Annotated in this window: 28 protein-coding genes; 17 read left to right on the top strand and 11 right to left on the bottom strand. The window is 61.4% G+C overall.

From position 1 onward, the window contains the following. Position 1 precedes the first annotated feature (1 nt). The 11 genes from BBJ41_RS10400 to BBJ41_RS10445 form a co-directional block, all read right to left on the bottom strand. Positions 2–274: a VirB3 family type IV secretion system protein gene (locus BBJ41_RS10400; protein WP_069746425.1), complete on the bottom strand. Its 273-nt coding sequence runs from the start codon at positions 272–274 to the stop codon at positions 2–4. Beyond that, positions 271–654 carry a TrbC/VirB2 family type IV secretion system protein gene (locus BBJ41_RS10405; RefSeq protein WP_011516107.1) on the bottom strand — a complete coding sequence of 128 codons (384 nt, stop codon included), beginning with the start codon at positions 652–654 and terminating at the stop codon, positions 271–273. The genes BBJ41_RS10400 and BBJ41_RS10405 overlap by 4 nt, the downstream gene beginning before the upstream one ends. Further along, a complete protein-coding gene (gene trbB, locus BBJ41_RS10410) occupies positions 651–1,703 on the bottom strand; it encodes a P-type conjugative transfer ATPase TrbB (RefSeq protein ID WP_066132405.1) in 1,053 nt (350 codons plus the stop codon). Before trbB ends, BBJ41_RS10405 begins: the two co-directional genes overlap by 4 nt. Continuing rightward, entirely contained in the window at positions 1,700–2,164 is a 465-nt protein-coding gene (locus BBJ41_RS10415) for a ribbon-helix-helix protein, CopG family (protein WP_021159346.1), read from the bottom strand. Before BBJ41_RS10415 ends, trbB begins: the two co-directional genes overlap by 4 nt. After that, the gene (locus BBJ41_RS10420; RefSeq protein WP_021159345.1) at positions 2,161–4,164 is read right to left on the bottom strand and encodes a conjugal transfer protein TraG; all 2,004 of its coding nucleotides are present in this window, start codon (positions 4,162–4,164) and stop codon (positions 2,161–2,163) included. Before BBJ41_RS10420 ends, BBJ41_RS10415 begins: the two co-directional genes overlap by 4 nt. 236 nt (positions 4,165–4,400) lie before the next feature. Continuing rightward, the gene (locus BBJ41_RS38835) at positions 4,401–4,679 is read right to left on the bottom strand and encodes an EexN family lipoprotein (protein ID WP_011516102.1); all 279 of its coding nucleotides are present in this window, start codon (positions 4,677–4,679) and stop codon (positions 4,401–4,403) included. Then, the gene (locus BBJ41_RS10425) at positions 4,676–5,620 is read right to left on the bottom strand and encodes a LysR family transcriptional regulator (RefSeq protein ID WP_021159343.1); all 945 of its coding nucleotides are present in this window, start codon (positions 5,618–5,620) and stop codon (positions 4,676–4,678) included. Before BBJ41_RS10425 ends, BBJ41_RS38835 begins: the two co-directional genes overlap by 4 nt. A 14-nt stretch (positions 5,621–5,634) precedes the next feature. Further along, positions 5,635–6,387, bottom strand: coding sequence for an SDR family NAD(P)-dependent oxidoreductase (locus BBJ41_RS10430; RefSeq protein ID WP_021159342.1), 753 nt, complete (start codon positions 6,385–6,387; stop codon positions 5,635–5,637). 212 nt (positions 6,388–6,599) lie between these two features. After that, positions 6,600–7,064 (bottom strand): universal stress protein, encoded by a 465-nt coding sequence (locus BBJ41_RS10435; RefSeq protein ID WP_011516099.1) that lies wholly within the window; start codon positions 7,062–7,064, stop codon positions 6,600–6,602. Between the two features lie 59 nt (positions 7,065–7,123). Then, complete coding sequence (phbB, locus tag BBJ41_RS10440) at positions 7,124–7,870, bottom strand: acetoacetyl-CoA reductase (protein ID WP_011516098.1); 747 nt, start codon at positions 7,868–7,870, stop codon at positions 7,124–7,126. A 10-nt stretch (positions 7,871–7,880) separates the two neighbouring features. Beyond that, a complete protein-coding gene (locus BBJ41_RS10445) occupies positions 7,881–8,222 on the bottom strand; it encodes a hypothetical protein (protein WP_035822233.1) in 342 nt (113 codons plus the stop codon). A gap of 521 nt (positions 8,223–8,743) precedes the next feature. Here BBJ41_RS10445 and istA point away from each other — a divergent pair. The 17 genes from istA to BBJ41_RS10530 all read left to right on the top strand — a co-directional run bounded on the left by istA (position 8,744) and on the right by BBJ41_RS10530 (position 23,343). Then, the gene (gene istA / locus BBJ41_RS10450) at positions 8,744–10,300 is read left to right on the top strand and encodes an IS21-like element IS408 family transposase (RefSeq protein ID WP_011875599.1); all 1,557 of its coding nucleotides are present in this window, start codon (positions 8,744–8,746) and stop codon (positions 10,298–10,300) included. Positions 10,301–10,316: 16 nt separating this feature from the next. Further along, on the top strand, positions 10,317–11,066 hold the full coding sequence (istB, locus tag BBJ41_RS10455) for an IS21-like element IS408 family helper ATPase IstB (protein WP_006397350.1): 750 nt from the start codon (positions 10,317–10,319) through the stop codon (positions 11,064–11,066). Between the two features lie 383 nt (positions 11,067–11,449). Then, a complete protein-coding gene (locus BBJ41_RS10460) occupies positions 11,450–11,674 on the top strand; it encodes a phenol hydroxylase subunit (protein ID WP_011516097.1) in 225 nt (74 codons plus the stop codon). An 87-nt stretch (positions 11,675–11,761) separates the two neighbouring features. After that, complete coding sequence (locus BBJ41_RS10465) at positions 11,762–12,757, top strand: aromatic/alkene monooxygenase hydroxylase subunit beta (protein ID WP_011516096.1); 996 nt, start codon at positions 11,762–11,764, stop codon at positions 12,755–12,757. Between the two features lie 39 nt (positions 12,758–12,796). Next, positions 12,797–13,066, top strand: coding sequence for an MmoB/DmpM family protein (locus BBJ41_RS10470; protein ID WP_011516095.1), 270 nt, complete (start codon positions 12,797–12,799; stop codon positions 13,064–13,066). Positions 13,067–13,088: 22 nt separating this feature from the next. Beyond that, a complete protein-coding gene (locus tag BBJ41_RS10475; protein ID WP_011516094.1) occupies positions 13,089–14,648 on the top strand; it encodes an aromatic/alkene/methane monooxygenase hydroxylase/oxygenase subunit alpha in 1,560 nt (519 codons plus the stop codon). Then, positions 14,645–15,001, top strand: coding sequence for a phenol hydroxylase subunit P4 (locus tag BBJ41_RS10480; protein ID WP_011516093.1), 357 nt, complete (start codon positions 14,645–14,647; stop codon positions 14,999–15,001). The genes BBJ41_RS10475 and BBJ41_RS10480 overlap by 4 nt, the downstream gene beginning before the upstream one ends. Before the next feature lie 78 nt (positions 15,002–15,079). Continuing rightward, positions 15,080–16,144 (top strand): NADH:ubiquinone reductase (Na(+)-transporting) subunit F, encoded by a 1,065-nt coding sequence (locus BBJ41_RS10485; RefSeq protein WP_069746426.1) that lies wholly within the window; start codon positions 15,080–15,082, stop codon positions 16,142–16,144. A 2-nt stretch (positions 16,145–16,146) separates the two neighbouring features. Continuing rightward, complete coding sequence (locus tag BBJ41_RS10490; protein WP_035486348.1) at positions 16,147–16,503, top strand: 2Fe-2S iron-sulfur cluster-binding protein; 357 nt, start codon at positions 16,147–16,149, stop codon at positions 16,501–16,503. Positions 16,504–16,520: 17 nt separating this feature from the next. After that, entirely contained in the window at positions 16,521–17,465 is a 945-nt protein-coding gene (locus tag BBJ41_RS10495) for a catechol 2,3-dioxygenase (RefSeq protein ID WP_021159336.1), read from the top strand. A gap of 21 nt (positions 17,466–17,486) precedes the next feature. Further along, positions 17,487–17,936, top strand: coding sequence for a GlcG/HbpS family heme-binding protein (locus BBJ41_RS10500; protein WP_011516089.1), 450 nt, complete (start codon positions 17,487–17,489; stop codon positions 17,934–17,936). 66 nt (positions 17,937–18,002) lie between these two features. After that, entirely contained in the window at positions 18,003–19,514 is a 1,512-nt protein-coding gene (locus BBJ41_RS10505) for a 2-hydroxymuconic semialdehyde dehydrogenase (RefSeq protein WP_021159335.1), read from the top strand. Between the two features lie 2 nt (positions 19,515–19,516). Continuing rightward, positions 19,517–20,299 carry a 2-oxopent-4-enoate hydratase gene (gene dmpE, locus BBJ41_RS10510; RefSeq protein ID WP_042974940.1) on the top strand — a complete coding sequence of 261 codons (783 nt, stop codon included), beginning with the start codon at positions 19,517–19,519 and terminating at the stop codon, positions 20,297–20,299. A gap of 78 nt (positions 20,300–20,377) precedes the next feature. Continuing rightward, a complete protein-coding gene (locus BBJ41_RS10515; protein WP_035486339.1) occupies positions 20,378–21,289 on the top strand; it encodes an acetaldehyde dehydrogenase (acetylating) in 912 nt (303 codons plus the stop codon). Between the two features lie 19 nt (positions 21,290–21,308). Next, positions 21,309–22,355, top strand: a complete 1,047-nt coding sequence (dmpG, locus tag BBJ41_RS10520; RefSeq protein WP_021159332.1) for a 4-hydroxy-2-oxovalerate aldolase — start codon at positions 21,309–21,311, stop codon at positions 22,353–22,355. Continuing rightward, positions 22,352–23,140 carry a 2-oxo-3-hexenedioate decarboxylase gene (gene dmpH / locus BBJ41_RS10525; protein WP_021159331.1) on the top strand — a complete coding sequence of 263 codons (789 nt, stop codon included), beginning with the start codon at positions 22,352–22,354 and terminating at the stop codon, positions 23,138–23,140. The genes dmpG and dmpH overlap by 4 nt, the downstream gene beginning before the upstream one ends. An 11-nt stretch (positions 23,141–23,151) precedes the next feature. Next, complete coding sequence (locus tag BBJ41_RS10530; RefSeq protein WP_011516083.1) at positions 23,152–23,343, top strand: 2-hydroxymuconate tautomerase; 192 nt, start codon at positions 23,152–23,154, stop codon at positions 23,341–23,343. Positions 23,344–23,391 lie beyond the last annotated feature (48 nt).

Here is a 23,391-nt window from a genome sequence, read left to right on the forward strand (position 1 = left end):
CTCACACGTCCAGCAGCGGGCGGTGCTTGATGTGCCGGACGAACACGGCCATGAACTGCGGATCGACGCGCGCGCCCCATACCGCCAGCGAATGGCCGACGATCCAGAGCACGACGCCAGGAATCCACAGTTGCAGGCCTAGCCCGACGGCGGCGGCCAGCGTGCCGTTGGCGATTGCCACGGTGCGCGGCGCACCGCCCAGCAGGATCGGCTCGGTCAGCGAGCGATGCAGCGGCACCTCGAACCCAGCCGCGAAGGTATCCGGGCCGCTCATACGACGGCCCCGCCGGAGAAGCTGAAGAACGACAGGAAGAAGCTCGAAGCCGCGAACGCGATGGACAGGCCGAACACGATCTGGATCAGCTTGCGGAAACCACCCGACGTGTCGCCGAAGGCCAGCGCGAGGCCGGTTGCGATGATGATGATGACCGCGACGATGCGCGCCACCGGCCCCTGGATGGATTCGAGGATGGATTGCAGCGGGCCTTCCCACGGCATCGAGGAACCGGCGGCCTGCGCGGTGCCGGCCAGGAACAGCAGCAGCGCGGCCAGCAGCAGCCCTTGCCCAGCAGGGCGGGCCAGGCTACGCAGCCGTGCAAGGCGCAAAGCCGGATTTACGGAAACACGGAAAGCAGAAATGGTCATCTGCGTCATGGCAGTTCTCCAGGTTGGTCAGGGGACGGGGAAGTCGCCGCAGCGGATGCGGCATCGGGGATCGGCAGTAGCTCGGGAAACGACGTTTCCAGCGCGTCCGCCAGTTGGTAGCCCACGCCGTCGAAGCCGACGACGCGGGCGATGCTCTCGATGCGGCGCTTGCGCCCGCGCCCGACGATGTGGATCACCACGTTGACCGCCTCGGCGATCAGCGCACGGGGCGGATTCACGGCCACTTCGAGAATCAGTTGTTCCAGGCGCAGCAGCGCGCCCAGCGCGGAGCCGGCATGGATCGTGGCGATGCCGCCGGGGTGGCCCGTGCCCCACACCTTGATGAGATCCAGCGCCTCGGCGCCGCGCACCTCGCCGACGACGACGCGATCCGGCCGCAGGCGCATGGACGAGCGCACCAGTTCCGTCATGGACACCACGCCTGCGCGCGTGCGCAGTGGAACGTGGTCGCGCGCCGCGCATTGCAGTTCCACCGTGTCTTCGAGCACCAGTACGCGGTCGCCGGTGGCGGCGATCTCGGCCAGCAGTGCATTGGCCAAGGTCGTCTTGCCGCTGCTGGTAGCGCCGGCGATCAGCACGTTCTGACGCTCGCGCACGGCGCGAACGAGAAAGCCCGCTTGGGCGCTGGTCATCATCCCGTCGATGACGTACCGCTCCAGCGGAATCACGCCGATGGCGCGCTTGCGCAGCGCGAAGGCCGGCCCCGGTGCAGCAGGCGGCAAGATGCCCTCGAAGCGTTCGCCCGTCTCGGGCAGCTCCGCCGACAAGAGCGGCTGGCCGCGATGGACTTCCGCGCCGACATGGGCCGCGACCAGGCGGATGATTCGCTCGCCATCAGCCTCGGGCATCTCAACGCCCATCGGCGCGCGGCCCGACGACAGGCGATCCACCCAAAGGGTGCGATCCGGGTTGAGCATGATTTCCACCACGTCGGGGTCTTCGAGCGCAGCGGCGATCAGCGGCCCCATTGCCGTGCGCAGCATCTGGATGCGGCGGTCGAGCGACGTGGCACTCATGGACTGCGGAACGGCGCTCATGACGCACGCTCCTGCGCTTGCGCGGCTGCCGCCGCGTCCTCCATCTGCATCGGGTCGGCATGCAGTTCCTCCACCACGTCGCGCACCAGGCTGCGGCCCCGCAGCAGGTTGCGGCCAAGCTGCTCGGTGAACTGCTCGAAGCGCGCCTTGCCCTGGGCGCGCGCCGCCTCCTGATGGGCCTCCGGCACCGGCGTGCTGACGGTCAGGTAGTAGCGGATGAACAGTGCCAGCGTCTCGATGGCGATGTTCTGGTCGCGCTCCATGCGCTCGGCCTGACGCGACAGGCGATCAAGCCGCTTGGCGATGGCCGCCTCGCGCTGGTCGGCGGCATCGGGCGACAGCCACGATGCGAGCGCCGCCGCGACGATGGACGACTTGGACACGCCTTTCTTGGCGGCCAGCTCGTCCAGGCGCTTGGCGTGCTCCGGCTGGATAAAGAGATTCAGGCGGTAGTGGCTCATAGCTCGATTCCGTCGTTGGGGTCGAGGGAAGCCAGCCGGGCCGTGCGCTGCATGGCCGGATTAAGCTGGCGAGGAAGGGGAAGCGGCAGGTCGTCGTCGTCATCGAGCAGGTCGAGGTCGGCGGTGCTCGCGGCCAGCTCGGGGGCGTAGGCGACGGTTTCGGAGAGTTCGGGTTGACGGCGTGGGCCACCGTCGTCGGTCGAAGCGCCGAAGCCTTCGGCGGCATCGGCCGCAGGCGCGGCGGGTACAGCAGGAATCGCCAGGCCGCTCCAGTCGTCCGGGCGCACCGGCGGCGCGTCGGCGTATCGGCCGTCCGCCAGCACAGGAGGCGGCAGCACGCGCCGCTTGAAATTGGCGTCCGCGTAGTAGCGCAGCTTCTTCGCCTTGATCGGCGCCACGCTCGACACCATCACCACCGCCACGTCAGGCGGAAGCTGCATGACTTCGCCGGGCGTCAGCAGCGGGCGCGCGGTTTCCTGACGCGACACCATGAGGTGGCCCAGCCACGGAGCCAGCCGGTGGCCTGCGTAATTGCGCTGGGCGCGCAGTTCGGTCGCAGTGCCCAACGTCTCGGAAATGCGCTTGGCGGTGCGCTCGTCATTCGTCGCAAACGTCACGCGCACATGGCAGTTGTCCAGAATCGAATGGTTCTGGCCGTAGGCTTTGTCGATCTGGTTGAGCGACTGCGCGATGAGGAAGCTGCGGATGCCATAGCCCGCCATGAAGGCTAGGGCCGTCTCGAAGAAGTCCAGACGCCCCAGCGCTGGGAACTCATCGAGCATCAGCAGCAGCTTGTGGCGGCGTGCGATGCCGTCGGAGCCATCGAGCGACTCGGTGAGGCGCCGGCCGATCTGGTTGAGGATCAGGCGGATGAGCGGCTTTGTCCGCGAAATGTCCGAAGGCGGCACCACCAGATATAGCGATACCGGATGCTCGGCCGCGATCAGATCGGCGATGCGCCAGTCGCAACGCGAGGTGACTTCGGCCACCGTGGGATCGCGGTACAGGCCGAGGAACGACATGGCAGTGCTCAACACGCCGGAACGCTCGTTGTCCGACTTGTTGAGCACTTCGCGCGCCGCCGATGCGACGACCGGATGCGGCCCATCGCCGAGGTGCGGCGTGGTCATCATCCGATGCAAGGTCAGCTCGAACGGGCTGGCCGGATCGGAGAGGAAGTTGGCGACGCCGCGCAGCGTCTTGTCTTCGCCCGCGTAGAGGACATGCAAGATGGCCCCGACCAGCAGCGCGTGGCTGGTCTTCTCCCAATGGTTGCGCTTCTCCAGCGCACCTTCGGGATCAACCAGAATGTCCGCGATGTTCTGCACATCGCGCACCTCATGCGCGCCGCGCCGCACCTCCAGCAGCGGGTTGTAGGCCGCCGACTTCGCATCGGTCGGGTTGAACAGCAGGCAATGCGAGAAGCGCGAGCGCCAGCCCGCAGTGATCTGCCAGTTCTCGCCTTTGATGTCGTGGATGACGGCGGATGCAGGCCAGGACAGCAGCGTCGGCACCACGAGGCCGACGCCCTTGCCCGAGCGCGTAGGCGCGAAGGTCAGGACGTGTTCCGGGCCTTCATGCCGCAGGTACTGGCGGTCGTGCTGGCCGAGGAAGACGCCGGCTGGATGCGTGAGGCCCGCCATGCGAATGTCCTGCGCGTTAGCCCAACGCGCCGAGCCGTAGGTGGTGACGAGGCGAGCTTGGCGCGAGCGCCAGACCGACATGGCGATGGCAACGCCCACGGCGACCATGCCACTGGCGCCGGCGATGGCGCCGCCGGTGTCGAATACTTCCGGCGCATAGGCGCCGAAGAAGAACCACCACTCAAACAGCTTCCACGGGTGGTAGATCGGCGTGCCAAGAAGATCGAACCAGGGAGAGCCAAGGCGTACTTGATAGCCAAGGGCCGCTGCTGTCCATTGTGTGGCGCCCCACACGCCGGCGATCACGATGCCGAACACCACGGCGATCTGACCGAACAGCACGTTCGTCCCTTGCATGACCTGGCCTCCGATTTCTCCTGCGCTGATTCCTCATGGAAATCGCGGCACAGGAACGTGCCGCATGCGTCAGGATCGGTGCCGGGTCAGTGCCGGTCAAAGACCGTTTTCAGCAGAATGGTCGAGCAAAAAGAAAGAATTAGTGTGACGGCGAGCCGAAGAAAAGCGCCGCAAGCGAAGGCGCATCGCGGCGTGTCGGACAAGAATATGAAGCCGATGCGGCGCGTCACCGACGATCAGAACTTGGGCGATTGTTTCGGTGGCGTGTACGGAGTATCACGGTCGCCATAGAACCGTTTGCGCGTGGCTTCGGCGACCCGATCGCATATCGTATCGCCCAACTTGGGGCGGTCGGTCTTGCATTGCAGACGCAGTTCTTTGAGGTGCTCTGGGTTAGCCGCCAGTTCTTCTACTGTCGGAATCCTTGCCTTTGAATTGGTGGCGTTCAGAGGTGTCTCGGACTGACCGCAGGCGGTCAAGGCAGCCACCAGCAAGAACGGAATGATCTTCTTCATGGCATCAGTTCCTCCGGGTGATCGGGATTGCGGCCTCGTGCGGGTCTGGGAGTTTCTGGCAGATCGATGGCCTTTACGCGCTCAATGAACCGCGCCAGTTCATCGGACGGATCACTGTCAAGACGAAGCAAATAGGTCGTCAGCGGTGGCACGCGTGACGCCAAAGGTCGTGCCACCACACCTGATTCACGACTGGCGGCAATGTGAGCTGCACCCGCCAACCCAAGTGCGAAGCCCGCTGACACCAACGCCATCATCAAATCGCTTGTGGCAACTCGCTCCGCGACCAGCGGCTCCATGTCCACTCGGCGAAGCACCCGCTCAACATGCTTCGCGAGGCCTTCACAGACTTGCGGATCGCACAGTACCAATGGGTAGCGCAGTAACTCATCCAAGGGGATGCGCTTGTGGATCAGCAGCGGATGCCGGGCGGGCACCGCCACCATCAACGCATCGCTCCAGGCGGGCAAAGCGACGATGCCGTCGCCCACTTCATCGGATTGGGCAAATCCCACGTCGTACAGGTCATCATGCAGCCCTTTGATCTGCTGCGACAGCGGCACCTCGAAGAAGCGAATTTCGACCTCGGGCTCCTCTTGTCGGCATAGCGCCAGCAAGGCCGGTAAGCGCGAAGGCGTGATGCCATCCGACAAGGCCACACGCAATTGCCCGTGGAAACCATTGGCGACCGCTTTCACGCTGTCACGCGCCTGCTGCAAGGCAGTAAAGATGCGTGGCACGTGTTCCAGGAAGAGCTGGCCCGCGCGGGTGAGGCGGGTACTGCGGGTGGTGCGTTCGAATAATTGCACACCCAAGTCCTCCTCCAATTCCTTGATGGCCCGCGACAATGGCGACTGCTCGATATGTAGCCGCTCGGCGGCGCGCGCGAAGTGGAGTTCTTCCGCGACAGCGATGAAGCATCGAAGGTGGCGCAACTCCACTGTGCCCTTCCTATTCAAGCCGCCGTATAACCGCCATCTACCACCATGGCGCTGCCGCACATGAAGCTGGCACCTTCGGACAGCAGGAAGCAGGCTGCGTGGGCGATCTCCTCGGGCCGGCCCAGGCGCCCGATGGCGTGCAGCCCCTTCAGCGCTGCCAGTGTGGCCTCGTCGAGCGCCTTGAGCAGCGGAGTTTCGATATAGCCCGGATGGAGCGAGTTGATGCGGACGCCCTGTGCCGAATAGGCCAACGCCGCCGAGCGCGTGAGACCTGTCACCCCGTGCTTGGCCGCGACGTAGGCCGGTGCGTCCGCGCTGCCGACTAATCCCAGGACCGACGACATGTTGACGATGGCGCCGCCGCCGGCGGCCAGGATGGCCGGGATCTGCGCGCGCATGGCATGCTGCACACCCGAGAGGTTGGTATCGATGACACGTTGCCATTCCTCGGCCGCCAGTTCGCCTGCAGGCTTGAGTTCTCCGGCAATGCCAGCGTTGTTGAAAGCCAGGTGCAGAGAACCGAAATGCTTGAGTGCGCACTGCACCGCCGCACCGGCGTCCTCGGGTTTGGCCGCATTGCCCTCGTGTGCCACGGCGCGGCCGCCGGCGGCGATGATGGCCTGTGTCACACGTCGGGCGGCCTCGAAGTCGATGTCGGAGGCAACCACCTGCACACCATTTATGGCGAGCAGGTGTGCCGTTGCCTCGCCGATACCCGAGCCGGCGCCACTGACCAGCGCGCTGTCACCTTTGAAGATGTATTTCATAGTGAATCGTCCTCCTTCGGGATTTGATTGATTCATAGTTCGGACGGTGACTCTCCGCGCTCAACTAGCACGAGTGCGATGGCACAGCACGCCAGAGCGCGTCGCAAAGATGCGCCGCCGCAGTGCGTACCGGCGCCATGGTTTTGAAATGGGCGACGAGGCGCTCGACACCGCTTTGAGCACCTGCGCGAGCGCCTCCACGGGCTGTTGATTCATGTGATCTCTTTTCTGCGCGACTGGCGCACCAGCATCACGGGAACAGGTGCGATACGCGCCACCTGTTCCGCATCGCTTCCCAGCAGCAGCCGGTCCACCCCACGGCGTCCATGGGTGCCCAGGATGACCAGGTCGCAATCGTTCTCCTTGGCCTGCCGGGCAATTTGCTCTGATACCCGCTCTGCAGTGCTTTCAAGCAGTACTGTCTCTGTTGCAATTCCGTCCTGACGCAGCCGGTTTGCGGCCTCGTCCAACAAGGCATGCCCGGCTGCCAGGAAGTGAGGGCGGACGTCCTCGATGTAGACCTTGGGGCGCTCGAAACCCGTGCTGTGCCGGGTCGGCTCGATGACATGCAGCAGGACCACGGTGGCGCCGTTCAGGCGTGCCATGTCCGCCGCATGATCGAGGGCCAGAAGGGATGTGGGACTGCCATCAAGCGGCACCAGAAATCGTGAATACATGGAACTCCTCCAAGAGCTGCGGATTGCCGCGTCGGAAGTCAGCCGCTCGCGCAGTGGGCTCAAGACATGTGCTGACCGCCGTTCATCGCCACGTTGCTGCCGGTCATGAAGGCGGCGGCTTCGCTGGCGATGAAGGCGACAAGAGCTGCAATCTCGGCCGGCTGGCCGAGACGGCCAACCGGAATCGCATCGATGATCTTCTGGCGCATGTCCTCTCGCACCGCCATCACCATCTCGGTGGCCAGATAGCCCGGCGAGACGGTGTTGACCGTCACGCCCTTGCGCGCCACCTCCTGTGCGAGCGCCTTGGTGAATCCATGTACCCCGGCCTTGGCCGCCGAATAATTGGTCTGCCCGAACTGGCCCTTGCTGCCGTTGATCGAAGAGATGTTGACGATGCGGCCCCAGCCGCGCTCGGCCATCGGGTCGATGAACGGCTTGGTGACGTTGAACATGGAGTCCAGGTTGGTGCGCAGTACGGCATCCCAACCGGCCTTGTCGAGCTTGCGCAGCGTTGCATCGCGGGTGATGCCGGCGTTGTTCACCAGGATGTCGATCCGATGACCGTCGGCGTGGATGCGCCGCGCCAGTTCCTGCGTTGATTCGTAGTCCGATACATCCACCCCGTAGGCGGCAAATGAGTAGCCCTGTGTCGCTTGCGCTTGCTGCCACTGGCCAATCGTGGTGTTGCCGGGGGTATGCGTGACGATCACGCGGTGGCCGGCATCGTGCAGGGCACGGGCGATCGCAGCGCCCAACCCCCGGTTGCCTCCCGTCACGAGCGCCGTCCGTTGCGTCGTATTCATTGCCGTCCCCTCATTTCTTGGTCTTGCCCTGGGGTACGGCGCTTGGGGCGGTCCAGGGCTGCGCCAAGCGCTGGCAAAGCTGCGTGAAAGAGGCTGCGTCGCCACTGGCGCCGAATGCCTCGGAGACAGATTCCTGCCAAGTCGTGAGCGCTTGGCGCAGACCATTGGCAAAGGCCGCCTGGCTTTGGGCTGCTACTTGCCCGACCGCTTGGGCATCGCCCATGCGGCCTTGGCACAGGCGCCAGAACACCTCGGACGGCAAGGTCGCGAGCGCCTGCCAGTCGGCTGCCTGTTGGAGGCCCTGGATGCGCGAGGTGGTCTCCAGCACGCCGCCAGCGCTGAGCTGTTGCATGGCTTAACAGAACCGACAGGGGCTCTGTCAATTTGATGACGACGGCAGGGAAACGGTGACCGTGATAAAGCGATTTCGTTTTCTTCACCACTTCATTCTACCGCTGCCTCGCCATCAAATTGACAGAGCCTTGCTGGGGTGTGCATTTCAGAAATTTCTGATCTAAGCGACCTGCGCCCCTTTCCTAGTTCGCGAATTTTATGACAGCACCCCAGAGATTTTTCGATGTGCGATTGCACAATGAGCTTGACCTCGTTTGCGTATTCCGGCGAACGTGATCACGCATTTCGGCGGATCGTGATCATGGATTCCGAATGATCGTGATCACCCGTTTCGGTTGATCGTGATCGCTGATCACAGGTTTCCGAAACGCGTGATCACGATGCCGGAATGAGCGATCACGGGACCGAAACGGGTGATCACGTAACCGGAACGTAATCCGGGTTTGAGTCTGGCGGTGGCGTTGCGCATGTATTCACCGACGGCGTTAGCCTGCTCCCTTTTTTGCGGGAGAAGTGCCGATGCCGACACCTCGGATGAGCATGCGCAAATTGAAGGAAGTCCTGCGACTAAAGTGGGCGTGTGGCCTGACGCATCGGCAGATCAGCCGGGCTATCGGCATCAGCGTCGGTGCCGTCTCGAAGTTCGCGGCCCAAGCCAGCCAGGCGGGACTCGATTGGGCGGCAGCCGAAGCAATGTCCGACGACGAACTGGACGCGCGCCTGAGGCCTGCGGCAACCAATGCCGCGGCGACGACGACGCGACGCATCGAGCCCGACTACACGGCATTGCATCGCGAGCTGCGCCGCAAGGGCGTGACGCTGCAACTGCTGTGGGAAGAATACGCTGAAGCGAACCCCGGCCAGCGGACGTACCGCTACACGCAGTTCTGCCAGAAGTACAAGGACTGGGCGAAGTCGATCAAGCGCTCGATGCGTCAGCAGCACCGCGCCGGCGAGAAGCTGTTCGCGGACTTCGCGGGTCCCACCGTGCCGGTCCTGGCGAGCGATGGCGGCGTCGAGTTCGAGGCGCACGTGTTCGTTGCCGTGCTCGGCGCATCCAACTACACGTTCGCGTGCGCGACGCGCACCGAGACGATGGCGGACTGGATCGGCAGCCTGTGCGATGCGCTAGAGTTCATTGGCGGCGTGCCCGAGCTGCTCGTGCCCGACAACCCGAAGGCGCTGATCGCGCGACCCGACCGTTACGAACCCGGACTCGGCACGACCACGCAGGACTTCGTGAACCACTACGGCACCGCGATGCTGCCGGCGCGTCCGCGCAAACCGCAGGACAAGGCCAAGGTCGAAGTCGGCGTGCAGATCGTCGAGCGCTGGGTGCTGGCCCGACTGCGCCACTATCGCTTCTACAGTCTGGCTGAACTCAACAAGGCGATTGCAGAACTGATCGCCGACCTAAACCAGCGCCCGTTCAAGCGGCTCGAAGGCAACCGGCGTGAATGGTTCGAACGGCTGGACCAACCCGTCCTGCGCCCGTTGCCCGTGCGTCGCTACGAGATCGCCACCTTCCAGAAGTGCCGTGTGAACATCGATTACCACGTCGATGTCGGCGGCCACTATTACAGCGTCCCGCATAGCCTCGCACGGCAGGAGGTCTGGGCGCGTATCACACGCCACGGCGTAGAGATCCTGCATGGCGGCAAGCGTGTCGCTGCGCACGCTCGCTCGCGCCTCAAAGGCAAACACACGACCATCGCCGAACACATGCCGGCTGCGCATCGCGCGCACATGGAATGGACGCCTGGGCGCCTGCTCAACTGGGGCGCATCCGTCGGCCCCGGCGCCGAGGCTGTCGTGCGGCATCTGCTGACCAACAAACCTCACCCCGAGATGGGCTATCGCGCCTGTCTCGGTCTTCTCTCGCTCGCGCGCAAGTACGGCAAACACCGCCTCGAGGCCGCATGCCAGCGTGCATTGAAGATCGGCTCGCCCACGCGTCGCTCCGTGCTGTCAATCCTGGAAGCGGGACTTGACCTGCAGCCCTCGCTCCCGACCACGCCCGCCGAATGGCGCTCGCCCGAGCACGAGAACGTGCGCGGCCCCGACTACTACCACTGACCCGAAGGAGGTCACGATGTTGATGCAGCACACCCTTACCCAGCTAAAGGCGCTCAAACTGGACGGCATGGCTCGCGCGTTCGAGGAGCAGTCAACGCTCACGGCAAGCACCAGCCTGTCATTCGAGGAACGCGTGGGCATGCTCGTAGATCGCGAGCTGGCCTGGCGTGATACGCGACGACTCGAACGTTTGCTGCGCGCCGCGAAGCTCAAGAACCCACAGGCCTGCGTCGAAGACATTGAATACCGGCAAACCCGTGGGCTGGACCAGCGCATCGTCGCCACGCTCGCCGGCTGCGACTGGGTGCGCAATGCTCAGAACCTGATCCTGACCGGCCCCACCGGCGCGGGCAAGACGTGGCTCGCTTGCGCGTTCGGCCAGCAGGCGTGCCGGCAGGGCTTCTCCGTGTTCTATGTGCGCGTCGCGCGGCTGTTCGAAGAGCTGAAAATCGCGCACGGCGACGGCAGCTTCACACGTCGGCTTGCGCAACTCGCGAAGATTGATGTGCTGATCCTCGACGATTGGGGCTTGCAGGATCTCGACCAGGCGGCGCGCAATGATCTGCTTGAGGTACTTGATGATCGTGTCGGTACGCGCTCGACTGTGATCACCAGCCAGTTGCCGCTCGAACACTGGCACGCGTGGCTGCAGGACCCCACGCTCGCCGATGCGATTCTCGATCGGCTCGTGCATCAGGCCCACAAGCTTCCGGTCAAGGGCGATTCGATGAGAAAGAAAACGAAATCCGAGTCCGCTGACGCCTGATCGTGATCACCGTCGCTATAATCCATTGACCGCGCAACACCACCTTCCAGACTGATCACGTTCGCCGAAACGATTGATCACCATCGCCGAAATCCGCAACCTCGTTCGCTGGCACCTCCGTAGATACCCTGTGTTGTATCGATTCTGTGTGACGGTTGTGCTGACCTGCGTCCTTCGGTTTGTGCCTGGCAGAAGGCGGCGCCCAAACGCAGGAAGCATCTGGCCGTTTAACGCAGGATGCTTGGGCCGAATTGCGACAGATGACGATCCCGCAGCAGCTCACCTGTAAATGCATTGCTGCAAGGCAGCAATAAAGGCTCATTTCTGCCGATGGCACGCGACTTGCTTTGAGATATCAAAACACAGAATCGGAGACACAGGCGATGCACAAGCAAGCAGCCCTTGAGGCGGAACCCAGGTTCGATCCGAACCTCAGGTTTGTCAGCGTTACCGCCATCAACACACAGGGATTCGTCCAGTTCGAATTTTCAGTCGGCACCCCCGAGCTCTGTGTCGAGCTCATGCTGCCTATTGCTGCGTTCGAAGAATTTTGCCTCGCGCAGAAGGTGACGCGATTGGATGCCTTCGGCGAGATTGTGCGGCATTGATTTTCTTGTGAGCAGCGCCGAGCAGCCTGATGAAGCGCGCCTAGTCTGATCGCATCCCATCCCGGTTCACAACCACAGGAGCAGTTAATGACCATCGATTTGAAGACGCGGGAAATCAAACCACTGCGTCACACCTACACGCACGTGGCTCAATACATCGGAGCCGATAAAGCCGCTTCGCGCTATCAGGAAGGCACTGTAGGTGCTCAACCGGCAGCGAATTTTCATTACCGGCCCACGTGGGATCCCGAGCATGAACTGTTCGACACGTCGCGCACCGCGATCCAAATGAAGGACTGGTATGCGCTGAAAGACCCGCGTCAGTTCTACTACGCGTCGTGGACGATGACCCGAGCGCGGCAGCAAGACGCGATGGAATCCAACTTCGAGTTTGTCGAGTCGCGCGGCATGATCGATCTCGTTTCCGATGAGGTTCGACAACAGGCGCTTTCCGTTCTCGTGCCTTTGCGCCACGCGGCCTGGGGCGCGAACATGAACAACTCCCAGATCTGTGCCTTGGGTTATGGCACGACCTTCACTGCGCCGGCTATGTTCCACGCAATGGACAATCTGGGTGTAGCGCAGTATCTCACACGACTGGCGCTGGTAATGTCCGGGCCCGATCTTCTTGACGAAGCCAAGCAAGCCTGGATGACGAGTCCCGATTGGCAACCGTTGCGTCGTTATGTGGAAAACACTCTGGTGCTGCAAGACCCGGTGGAACTGTTCGTCGCCCAAAATCTGGCGCTCGACGGTCTTCTTTATCCCATGATCTACGGCGCTTTCGTCGACGATTACATCGCACTCAACGGTGGTAGCGCAGTGGCAATGCTAACCACTTTCATGCCCGCGTGGCATGACGAATCCAGTCGCTGGGTCGATGCGGTAGTGAAGACCATGGCGACGGAATCGGAGGATAACAAAGCGCTGCTCATTCACTGGTTGCGTACCTGGGAAGATCAGGCGGCGTCAGCGTTGTTGCCTGTCGCTGAAATGGCTTTGGCGGAAAACGGCCACGACGCCTTGGAAGAAGTAAGGCAGCGACTTCGTGCCCGCGTTGCGAAGGCCGGGATTGTTCTGTAACCGCTAATTTATATTCCTGACCGTCATAGAGGAATGTTCATGTCTAACGTATTTATCGCGTTTCAGGCTAACGAGGAGTCTCGATCGGTGGTGGAGGCGATTCTCGCTGATAACCCTAATGCGGTCGCCACAGAGTCGCCTGGCATGGTGAAGATCGATGCGCCCGGGCATCTCACAATAAACCGTCGAAGCATCGAAGACAGGATCGGCATGAAGTTCGATCTCCAGCAAATCCACATCAACCTAATCACCTTGTCCGGATATATCGACGAGGATGACGAACAGTTCACGCTGAGCTGGAAACACTGAACACGGCAAAGAGGAAATTGAAATGGACACTTCTGTGCAGAAGAAGAAACTCGGTTTAAAGGATCGCTACGCAGCGATGACCCGCGGTCTTGGCTGGCAGACCAGCTACCAGCCGATGGAAAAAGTGTTTCCGTACGACAAGTACGAAAGCATAAAGATCCACGATTGGGATAAATGGGAAGACCCCTTCCGCCTGACCATGGACGCCTACTGGAAATATCAGGGCGAGAAGGAAAAAAAGCTTTACGCCGTCATCGACGCTTTCGCGCAGAACAACGGGCAGTTGAGCATTTCCGACGCGCGCTATGTCAACGCACTCAAGGTGTTTATCCAGGGTGTGACACCGCTGGAGTATATGGCACACCGAGGTTTTGCCCACGTTGGTCGGCATTTTACGGGTGAAGGGGCGCGTGTTGCTTGCCAGATGCAGTCCATCGACGAGCTGCGTCACTTCCAGACCGAAATGCATGCTCTCTCGCACTACAACAAGTATTTTAACGGCCTGCACAACTCCATCCATTGGTACGACCGGGTCTGGTATTTGTCGGTGCCCAAGTCATTTTTTGAAGACGCGGCCACCGGTGGACCGTTCGAGTTTCTTACCGCGGTGAGCTTTTCGTTCGAATATGTGTTGACCAACCTGCTGTTTGTCCCCTTCATGTCGGGTGCTGCTTACAACGGGGACATGTCGACGGTCACCTTCGGTTTTTCGGCGCAAAGTGACGAATCGCGCCACATGACACTCGGCATCGAATGCATCAAGTTCATGCTGGAACAGGATCCGGACAACGTGCCCATCGTGCAGCGCTGGATCGACAAGTGGTTCTGGCGCGGCTATCGGCTGTTGAGCATCGTGGCCATGATGCAGGACTACATGCTGCCCAACCGGGTGATGAGCTGGCGCGAGAGCTGGGAGATGTACGTCGAGCAGAACGGCGGCGCGCTGTTCAAGGATCTGGCGCGTTACGGCATCCGCAAGCCCAAGGGCTGGGACCAGGCTTGCGAAGGCAAGGACCACATCAGCCATCAGACCTTCGCCGTGTTCTATAACTATAACGCCGCGGCCCCCATCCACACCTGGGTTCCCACAGAAGAAGAAATGGGGTGGCTGTCGGAGAAGTACCCCGAGACGTTCGACAAGTATTACCGTCCGCGTTGGGACTACTGGCGCGAGCAGGCCGCCAAGGGCAACCGTTTCTACAACAAGACGCTGCCGATGCTCTGCACTACCTGCCAGATTCCGATGATATTCACCGAGCCTGGCGACGCAACCAAGATCTGCTATCGCGAGTCGGACTACCTCGGCGACAAGTATCACTTCTGCAGCGACCACTGCAAGGAGATTTTTGACAACGAACCCGAGAAGTTCGTGCAGTCATGGCTTCCGCCGCAGCAAGTGTATCAAGGAAACTGTTTCAAGCCGGATGCCGATCCGACCAAGGAAGGTTTCGATCCCTTGATGGCCTTGCTCGACTACTACAACCTGAATGTAGGCCGGGACAACTTCGATTTCGAGGGGTCGGAAGACCAAAAGAACTTTGCTGCCTGGCGTGGAGAGGTCTTGCAAGGAGAAGCCAAATGAGCGTTGTTGCCCTCAAACCCTACAAGTTCCCGGCACGAGACGCGCGCGAAAACTTTCCGGCGCCGTTGCTGTTTATCGGCTGGGAAGACCATCTGTTGTTTGCGGCACCTGTTGCCTTGCCCCTGCCGTCGGACACGTTGTTCGGTGCGCTGTGCACCCAGGTGTTGCCCGGCACTTATGGCTATCACCCCGATTTCTCAAAAATCGACTGGAGCCAGGTGCAGTGGTTTAAGTCCGGCCAGCCGTGGCATCCCGACCCGGCGAAGTCGCTGGCTGAAAACGGTCTGACGCACAAAGACGTGATCCGCTTTCGCACGCCTGGCTTGAACGGTCTGAGCGGTTCCTGCAATTGAGATTGCGTCATGGCAGCGCAATCACACCGCAGCCGAAGTTACAGGCCGCGGTGTGATTGGCCTCTGGCGATTTGAACAATGACCTATCAACTCAACATTCAGCCCCTGGGTGCCACCATTGAGGTGGAGGAAGGGCAAACTATACTCGACGCGGCCTTGCGCCAAGGCATTTACATTCCGCACGCGTGTGGTCACGGGCTATGTGGAACCTGCAAGGTGCAGGTGTGTGACGGAGAAGTCGATCTCGGCGATGCGAATCCCTTCGCGCTGATGGACTTCGAGCGCGAGGAGCGCAAGGCGTTGGCCTGCTGTGCCACCTTGCTCGATGACACGACCATCGAGGCCGACATCGAGGAAGACCCGGACGCCGAAGTCATCCCGGTCGAGGATTTCAATGCCGAGGTGACACGCATCGAGCAACTCACACCGACGATCAAAGCCGTCTTCCTGAGACTCGATCAACCGATTCATTTTCAGGCGGGTCAGTACGTGCAACTTGAAATTCCCGAGTTGCGCCAGACACGGGCGTTTTCCATTGCCAATTCACCTGCGGACGTCGCAGCAACGGGGGAGATCGAGCTCAATATTCGCCGGGTTCCGGGAGGACAGGGCACGGGTTACATCCATGAACAACTGGCGGTGGGGAACATACTGCACGTGACGGGTCCCTATGGCCGGTTTTTCGTGCGCAGGTCAGCCGACCAACCCATGGTTTTCATGGCAGGTGGTTCAGGCCTGTCGAGCCCTCGGTCGATGATTATCGACTTGTTGCAAAGCGGATGGAGCAGGCCTATCACTCTGGTCTATGGCCAGCGCAATGAGGCAGAACTGTATTACGACGAGGAGTTCCGCGAGCTCAGCCAGCGGTATTCGAACTTCAGCTACGTGCCGGCACTATCGGAAAAAGCAGAAGGTGCGACGCATCCCTTGGCGCAGGGTTTCGTTCACGAGGTCGCCAAGGCTCATTTCGGGAACAACTTTTCCGGCCACAAAGCCTATTTGTGCGGGCCGCCGGCGATGATCGACGCCTGCGTCACGACCCTGATCCAGGGCCGGTTGTTCGAACGCGACATCTATTTTGAGAAGTTCATTTCCGCAGCCGATGCCCAACAAGTACGCAGTCCGCTTTTCAAGAGGGTGTGATCGTGACTACTCAGGACGGGAAGGTCAACGTGACCGTCAAGCAGACCGGCGAGCGTTTCAGCTGCGCTCTCGGTGAGTCTCTGCTTTCCGGCATGGCACGCCTTGGGCGTCGCGGCATACCAGTTGGTTGCCTTAGCGGCGGGTGCGGGGTGTGTAAGGTCGCGGTGTGCAGAGGCAGCGTGCGCAAAACTGGAGCAATGAGCCGTGCGCACATTTCCGAGGCGGAAGAAGCGCAAGGTGTGGTGCTGGCGTGCCGGGCGGCTCCCACTGATGATGTGGAACTGGAGGTGGTCGGCAAGATGCAAAAGCCCTTTTTCAAAGGGTTGAGCTTTCAGGTAGCCCAAGATTCAACGAAATAAGCCGAAGGAGATAGACCATGGGTGTGATGCGAATCGGCCATGCCAGTCTGAAAGTGATGGACATGGCGTTGGCAATCAAGCACTACGAAAACGTCCTGGGAATGAAAAGGACGATGGAGGACGAACATGGAAACGTGTACCTCAAGTGCTGGGACGAATGGGACAAGTACTCCGTTATTCTGACGCCGTCCGATCAAGCAGGGCTCAACCATGTCGCCTACAAGGTTGAGCACGATGCCGACCTGGACGCGCTGCAAAAGCGTATCGAAGCCTATGGCTTCAAGACACAAATGCTCCCCGAAGGTACCCTTCCTTCGACCGGTCGTATGCTGCAGTTCAACCTGCCGAGCGGACATGAGATGCGTCTGTTTGCGACGAAGGAATATGTGGGCACCGGAGTCGGAACGACCAATCCTGACCCGTGGCCCGATGACGTCAAGGGGGCAGGCGCCCATTGGCTGGATCACTGCCTATTGATGTGTGAACTCAATCCGGAGACGGGCGTGAATCGGGTGGCGGAAAATACCCGGTTCATGAAGGAATGCCTGGGCTTTTATCTGGCTGAGCAAGTTATGGTAGGTCCGGATAGTAGCATTCAGGCTGCAACGTGGATGTTCCGCACGTCCACGCCGCACGACATCGCTTTCGTAGGTGGGCCTCGCAATGGTTTGCACCACATTGCCTTCTTCCTCGACTCGTGGCATGACGTACTGAAATCGGCTGACGTCATGGCCAAGAACAAGGTCAAGATCGACGTGGCGCCGACGCGCCATGGGATTACCCGCGGGGAGACGATCTATTTCTTCGATCCAAGTGGGAATCGCAACGAGACCTTTGCCGGCCTGGGCTACCTCGCTCAACCTGATCGGCCTGTGACGACCTGGACGGAAGAGCATCTCGGCAGCGGCATCTTCTATCACACCGGTGAGTTGGTCCAGTCATTCACCGAGGTTTACACCTGACTGCCACGCAGGAGATAGCACATGACTCAGGCTGACTCACTTCATAGCGTCGAGGCGCGGCTGATCAACTGGCCTGCGGCTAACCGCGTCGTCGAGGCAGCTGCGCTGCACGCGCAGCGCCTCGGCGTATGCGTGAACATCGCGGTGGTCGATGTGGCGGGGAATCTTGCCGCGTTTCTGCGCATGCCTGGAGCGCCGTTGCACTCCATCGAGATCGCCATCGACAAGGCATACACGGCAGCCAGTTTCGGCTTACCGACCAGTCGGTGGAGTGAGGCCTTGCTGAGTCATTCCGAAGCGGTCCGCCAAGGCATCGTGCGAAGGCCCCGCTTCATCGCCTTCGGCGGTGGTTTGCCGATTGTTGAAAGTGGCCATCGCATCGGGGGTATTGGCGTGTCTGGCGGTACCGAAGAGCAGGACGAGCACTGTGCGCAAGCCGGATTGAGCCTGCTAGGTCTAACTCAAACCTGAATCTTTCCGGAAAGTCGACTGCCGCCGCGACCACATTTGCCTAACAAGGAAGTTTACTGAAACATCATGCTGATTACCGATCCCCAAGCGACCGCGAGCACTGGAAACCAGTCCGTCGCTCGTGCTAAAGAAATCCACAACTTCATCAACGGCGAATATGTGCCGGGTCAGCGTTGGTTCGAGAAGCGCTCGCCGTTGAACAACGCGGTCATTGCCAAGGTGGCCGAAGCCGGCCGTGCCGAAGTCGACGCGGCGGTGGCTGCGGCGCAGGCCGCGCTCAAGGGAGCATGGGGGCGCATGAGCTTGGCCCAGCGCGTGGAAGTGCTGTACGCGGTGGCCGACGGCATCAACCGTCGTTTTGACGACTTCCTTGCCGCTGAGGTAGAGGACACGGGCAAGCCTATGAGCCTGGCGCGGCATGTGGACATTCCGCGTGGGGCGGCCAATTTCAAGATCTTCGCCGATGTGGTGAAGAACGTGCCCACTGAGTTTTTTGAAATGCCTACACCGGATGGTGTCGGGGCGATCAACTACGCCATGCGTCGACCGGTCGGGGTGGTCGGGGTGATCTGTCCATGGAACCTGCCGCTGCTGCTGATGACCTGGAAAGTCGGCCCAGCGCTGGCCTGTGGCAACACCGTTGTGGTCAAGCCCTCCGAAGAGACGCCGCAGACCGCTGCATTGCTGGGCGAAGTGATGAACGCGGCGGGCGTGCCGCCAGGGGTCTACAACGTCGTGCACGGCTTCGGCCCCAGCTCCACCGGCGAATTCCTCACCACCCACCGCGGCATCAACGCCATCACCTTCACCGGTGAAACCCGCACGGGTGCGGCCATCATGAAGGCCGCGGCTGACGGTGCGCGCCCCGTGAGTCTGGAGATGGGCGGCAAGAACGCTGCCATCGTGTTTGCCGATTGCGACTTCGACGCCGCCATTGAAGGCACGCTGCGCTCGTGCTTCGCCAACTGTGGCCAGGTCTGCCTGGGTACGGAGCGGGTATATGTCGAGCGCCCTATCTTTGATCGTTTTGTCTCCGCGCTCAAAAAAGGCGCTGAAGGCATGCAGCTCGGCCGCCCGGAAGATCCGGCCACCGGCATGGGCCCGCTGATTTCGCAAGAGCATCGTGACAAGGTGCTGTCGTATTACAAGAAGGCGGTTGAAGCGGGCGCGACGGTGGTGGCGGGCGGCGGTGTACCCGATATGCCGGACGCGCTCAAAGGCGGCGCGTGGGTACAGCCCACCATCTGGACGGGCTTGGGCGACGACTCGGTGATTGCCCGCGAGGAGATCTTCGGCCCTTGCGCGCTGGTCATGCCATTCGACAGCGAAGAAGAGGTGATCCGCCGTGCCAACGATAACGACTACGGCCTGGCCACGGCGATCTGGACCACCAATCTGTCGCGTGCGCACCGCGTGGCGGGGGCCATCGAGGTCGGCATTGCGTGGGTGAACTCCTGGTTCCTGCGCGATTTGCGCACGCCGTTCGGCGGGGCCAAGCAGTCGGGTATCGGGCGCGAGGGCGGAGTCCACTCGCTGGAGTTCTACACGGAACTCAAAAACGTTTGCATCAAATTGTGATCATGGACAAAACTCAAATCACCGAGCTTGGCGACGCCCTGTATCAGGCACTGACCACGCGAACCGTGCTCGATCCGCTGACCGAGCGCCACCCCGATATGACGATCGAGGACGCCTATCACATCCAGCAGCGCATGATCGAGCGTCGTGTGCAGGCTGGTGAAACCATCATCGGCAAGAAGATCGGCGTGACGTCAGCGGCCGTGATGAACATGCTTGGCGTGTATCAGCCGGATTTCGGCTACATGCTCGACGGCATGATCTACAACGAAGGGCAGTCGATCGAGATCGGCACGCTGATTCAGCCGAAGGCCGAAGGCGAGATCGCGTTCATCCTCAAGAAAGACCTGATGGGGCCGGGGGTGACCAACGTGGACGTGCTGGCGGCGACCGAATGCGTGATGCCGTGCTTTGAAATTGTCGATTCGCGCATCCGCGACTGGAAGATCAAGATTCAGGACACCGTGGCGGACAACGCCTCCTGTGGCGTATTCGTGCTGGGTGATCACGCGGTCGATCCACGCAAGCTCGACCTGACGCTGTGCGGCATGGTGATGGAGCGTAATGGCGAGATTATCGCCACGGGCTGCGGCGCGGCGGCACTGGGCTCACCGGTCAACGCCGTGGCCTGGCTGGCCAACACGCTGGGGCGTCTGGGCATTGCACTCAAGGCGGGCGAGGTGATCTTGTCCGGCGCGCTGGCGGCGATGTTCCCGGCCAAGGCGGGCGACAGTTTCCGCGTCAGTATTGGCGGTCTGGGCGGTTGTTCGGTCCGGTTTCACTGAACGCGCCCGGCCAGGCACCACGCCCGGCCGTTGTCGGATGCCGTGCGTAAAAGTCATTTTTATAGGAAGGACAAGGTCATGAAAAAGATCAAATGTGCGCTGATCGGACCAGGCAATATCGGCACCGATCTGCTGGCCAAGCTCAAGCGCAGCTCGGTGCTGGAGCCGGTGTGGATGGTGGGCATCGACCCGGAATCGGAAGGGCTGAATCGAGCCCGTGAGCTCGGCATCAAAACCACGGCGGAAGGTGTCGACGGGCTGCTGCCGCATGTGCTGGCCGATGGTGTGCAGATCGCGTTTGATGCCACCAGTGCATATGTTCACGCGGAAAACGCGCGCAAGCTTAACGCGCTGGGCGTGATGATGATCGATCTGACGCCGGCGGCAATTGGCCCGTACTGCGTACCGCCGGTCAATTTGAAAGGGCACCTGGGCAAACGCGAGATGAATGTAAACATGGTCACCTGTGGCGGGCAGGCCACCATTCCGATGGTCGCTGCGGTCTCGCGCGTGCAGCCGGTGGCATACGCAGAAATCGTCGCGACCGTATCGAGCCGATCGGTGGGGCCCGGCACGCGCAAAAACATTGACGAATTCACGCGGACCACGGCCGGCGCGGTGGAAAAGGTGGGGGGCGCGAGGAAGGGCAAAGCCATCATCATCATCAACCCGGCGGAGCCTCCGCTGATGATGCGCGACACGATTCATTGCCTGACCGAAAGTGAGCCGGATCACGAGAAGATTACCGAGTCGATTCACGCGATGATCAGGGAAGTCCAGAAGTACGTGCCCGGTTACCGGCTGGTCAACGGCCCGGTGTTTGACGGCAAGCGTGTGACGGTCTTCATGGAGGTGGCGGGCCTGGGGGACTATCTGCCCACGTACGCCGGCAACCTGGACATCATGACCGCTGCCGCGGCCCGGACCGCCGAGATGTTTGCCGAAGAGATGATTGCCGGCAATCTCACGCTCGAACCGGTTGTCGCTTGAGCCGTCAAGGAGAACAGAGATGAACCTGCAAGGAAAAAAAATCACCGTCCACGACATGACGTTGCGTGACGGCATGCATCCGAAGCGCCATTTGATGACGCTGGAGCAAATGAAAAGCATCGCCTGCGGCCTGGACGCAGCCGGGATCCCCCTGATTGAAGTCACGCACGGCGATGGCCTGGGCGGCTCGTCGGTCAACTATGGCTTTCCGGCCCACAGCGATGAAGAATATCTGGGGGCCGTGATCCCGCTCATGAAGCAGGCCAAGGTCTCGGCTTTACTGTTGCCGGGCATCGGCACCGTCGATCATCTGAAGATGGCCAAGGAGCTTGGCGTGCACACCATCCGGGTGGCTACGCACTGCACCGAGGCTGACGTGTCAGAGCAGCACATTGCCCTGGCGCGCAAGCTTGAGATGGACACGGTGGGCTTCCTGATGATGGCGCATATGAACAGTCCTGAAGGGCTGGTCGGGCAGGCAAAGCTGATGGAGTCGTACGGCGCCAACTGTGTCTACATTACCGATTCGGCTGGCTACATGCTGCCCGATGATGTCAGGGCCCGCCTTGGCGCGGTGCGTGAGGCGCTCAAGCCGGAGACGGAACTGGGCTTTCACGGCCACCACAATCTGGCGATGGGGATCGCCAACTCCATTGCGGCCGTTGAGTGTGGCGCCACCCGCATCGACGCCGCCTCGGCTGGTCTCGGTGCGGGTGCGGGCAACACGCCGATGGAGGTGCTGGTCGCCGTATGCGACCGAATGGGGATTCAGACCGGAGTGGATGTGTGGGCCATTCAGGACGTGGCCGAAGACCTGGTCGTGCCGATCATGGACTTCCCCATCCGGATCGACCGCGACTCGCTCACCCTGGGTTACGCCGGGGTCTACGGGTCGTTCCTGCTGTTTGCCAAGCGCGCCGAGCAAAAGTATGGCGTACCGGCGCGCGAGATCCTGGTCGAGCTTGGGCGCCGGGGCATGGTCGGTGGCCAGGAAGACATGATTGAAGACACGGCCATCACGCTGGCCAAAGCGCGTGCGTCAAAGGCGCAGAAGGTGGCGGCATGAAACTGGATCGCACCACCATTGCGCGCCTTGCAGAGCACCTCGAGAACTGCGAGCTCCACGCGCAAGACACGCTCAAGATCACCGATGAGCATCCCGAGATGGATTGGGATGACGCTTACGCGATCCAGGACGAGATTCGCCGCCGCAAGCTGGCCCGCGGCGGGAAGATCGTTGGGCTCAAAGCGGGGCTGACCTCGCACGCCAAAATGAAGCAGATGGGGGTTGAGAGCCCTGTCTTCGGCTTCATGGCCGACTATTACGCGATCCCCGATGGCGGCACGTGCAAGACCGAGGCGCTGATCCATCCCAAGGTCGAGCCGGAAATCGCCTTTGTTACCAAAGCGCCGTTGAAAGGCCCGGGCTGTCATATTGGAGCGGTGCTGGCGGCGACTGACTTCGTGATGCCGGGCATCGAAGTCATTGACTCGCGCTACCGCGATTTCAAGTTCGATCTCAAAAGTGTGGTAGCGGACAACACGTCGGCCGCACGCTTTGTGGTGGGTGGGCGCGCACTGCCAGTGTCTGAGGTGGATCTGCGCACCGTCGGCATCGTGCTGGAGAAAAACGGTGAGCCGGTTGCGTTCGGGGCGGGCGCCGCGGTGCTGGGCCACCCGGCCGCGGCGATTGCGATGCTGGCCAATCATCTGGGCGCGCGTGGCGAGGAGATTCCGGCGGGCAGTTTGATTCTGTCAGGGGGGATCACGGAGGCCATTGCCGTGCGAGCGGGGGATGCCATCGCCCTGCGGGTGCAGGGGATGGGCAGCACCGGTTTGCGCTTCGTTTAAAGGAGATAGCCATGCCGATTGCGCAGCTGTACATCATCGAAGGCCGCGATGCGGAAAAGAAGGAGCGGCTGATCGCCGAGGTCACCGAGGCGATCCATCGCGCGATTGATGCGCCGGTGGAGTCCATCCGCGTGCTCATTACCGAAATGCCGAAAGAACACTTTGGAATCGCGGGTCAAAGCGCCAGGAAACGAGGGCGTTAGGACGTTGTGTGTTTGGTGTGTTGAGGGCCAGTTGGCCTTAGAAATTAT

It is taken from the genome of Burkholderia stabilis, from assembly GCF_001742165.1.
Classification (GTDB): domain Bacteria; phylum Pseudomonadota; class Gammaproteobacteria; order Burkholderiales; family Burkholderiaceae; genus Burkholderia; species Burkholderia stabilis.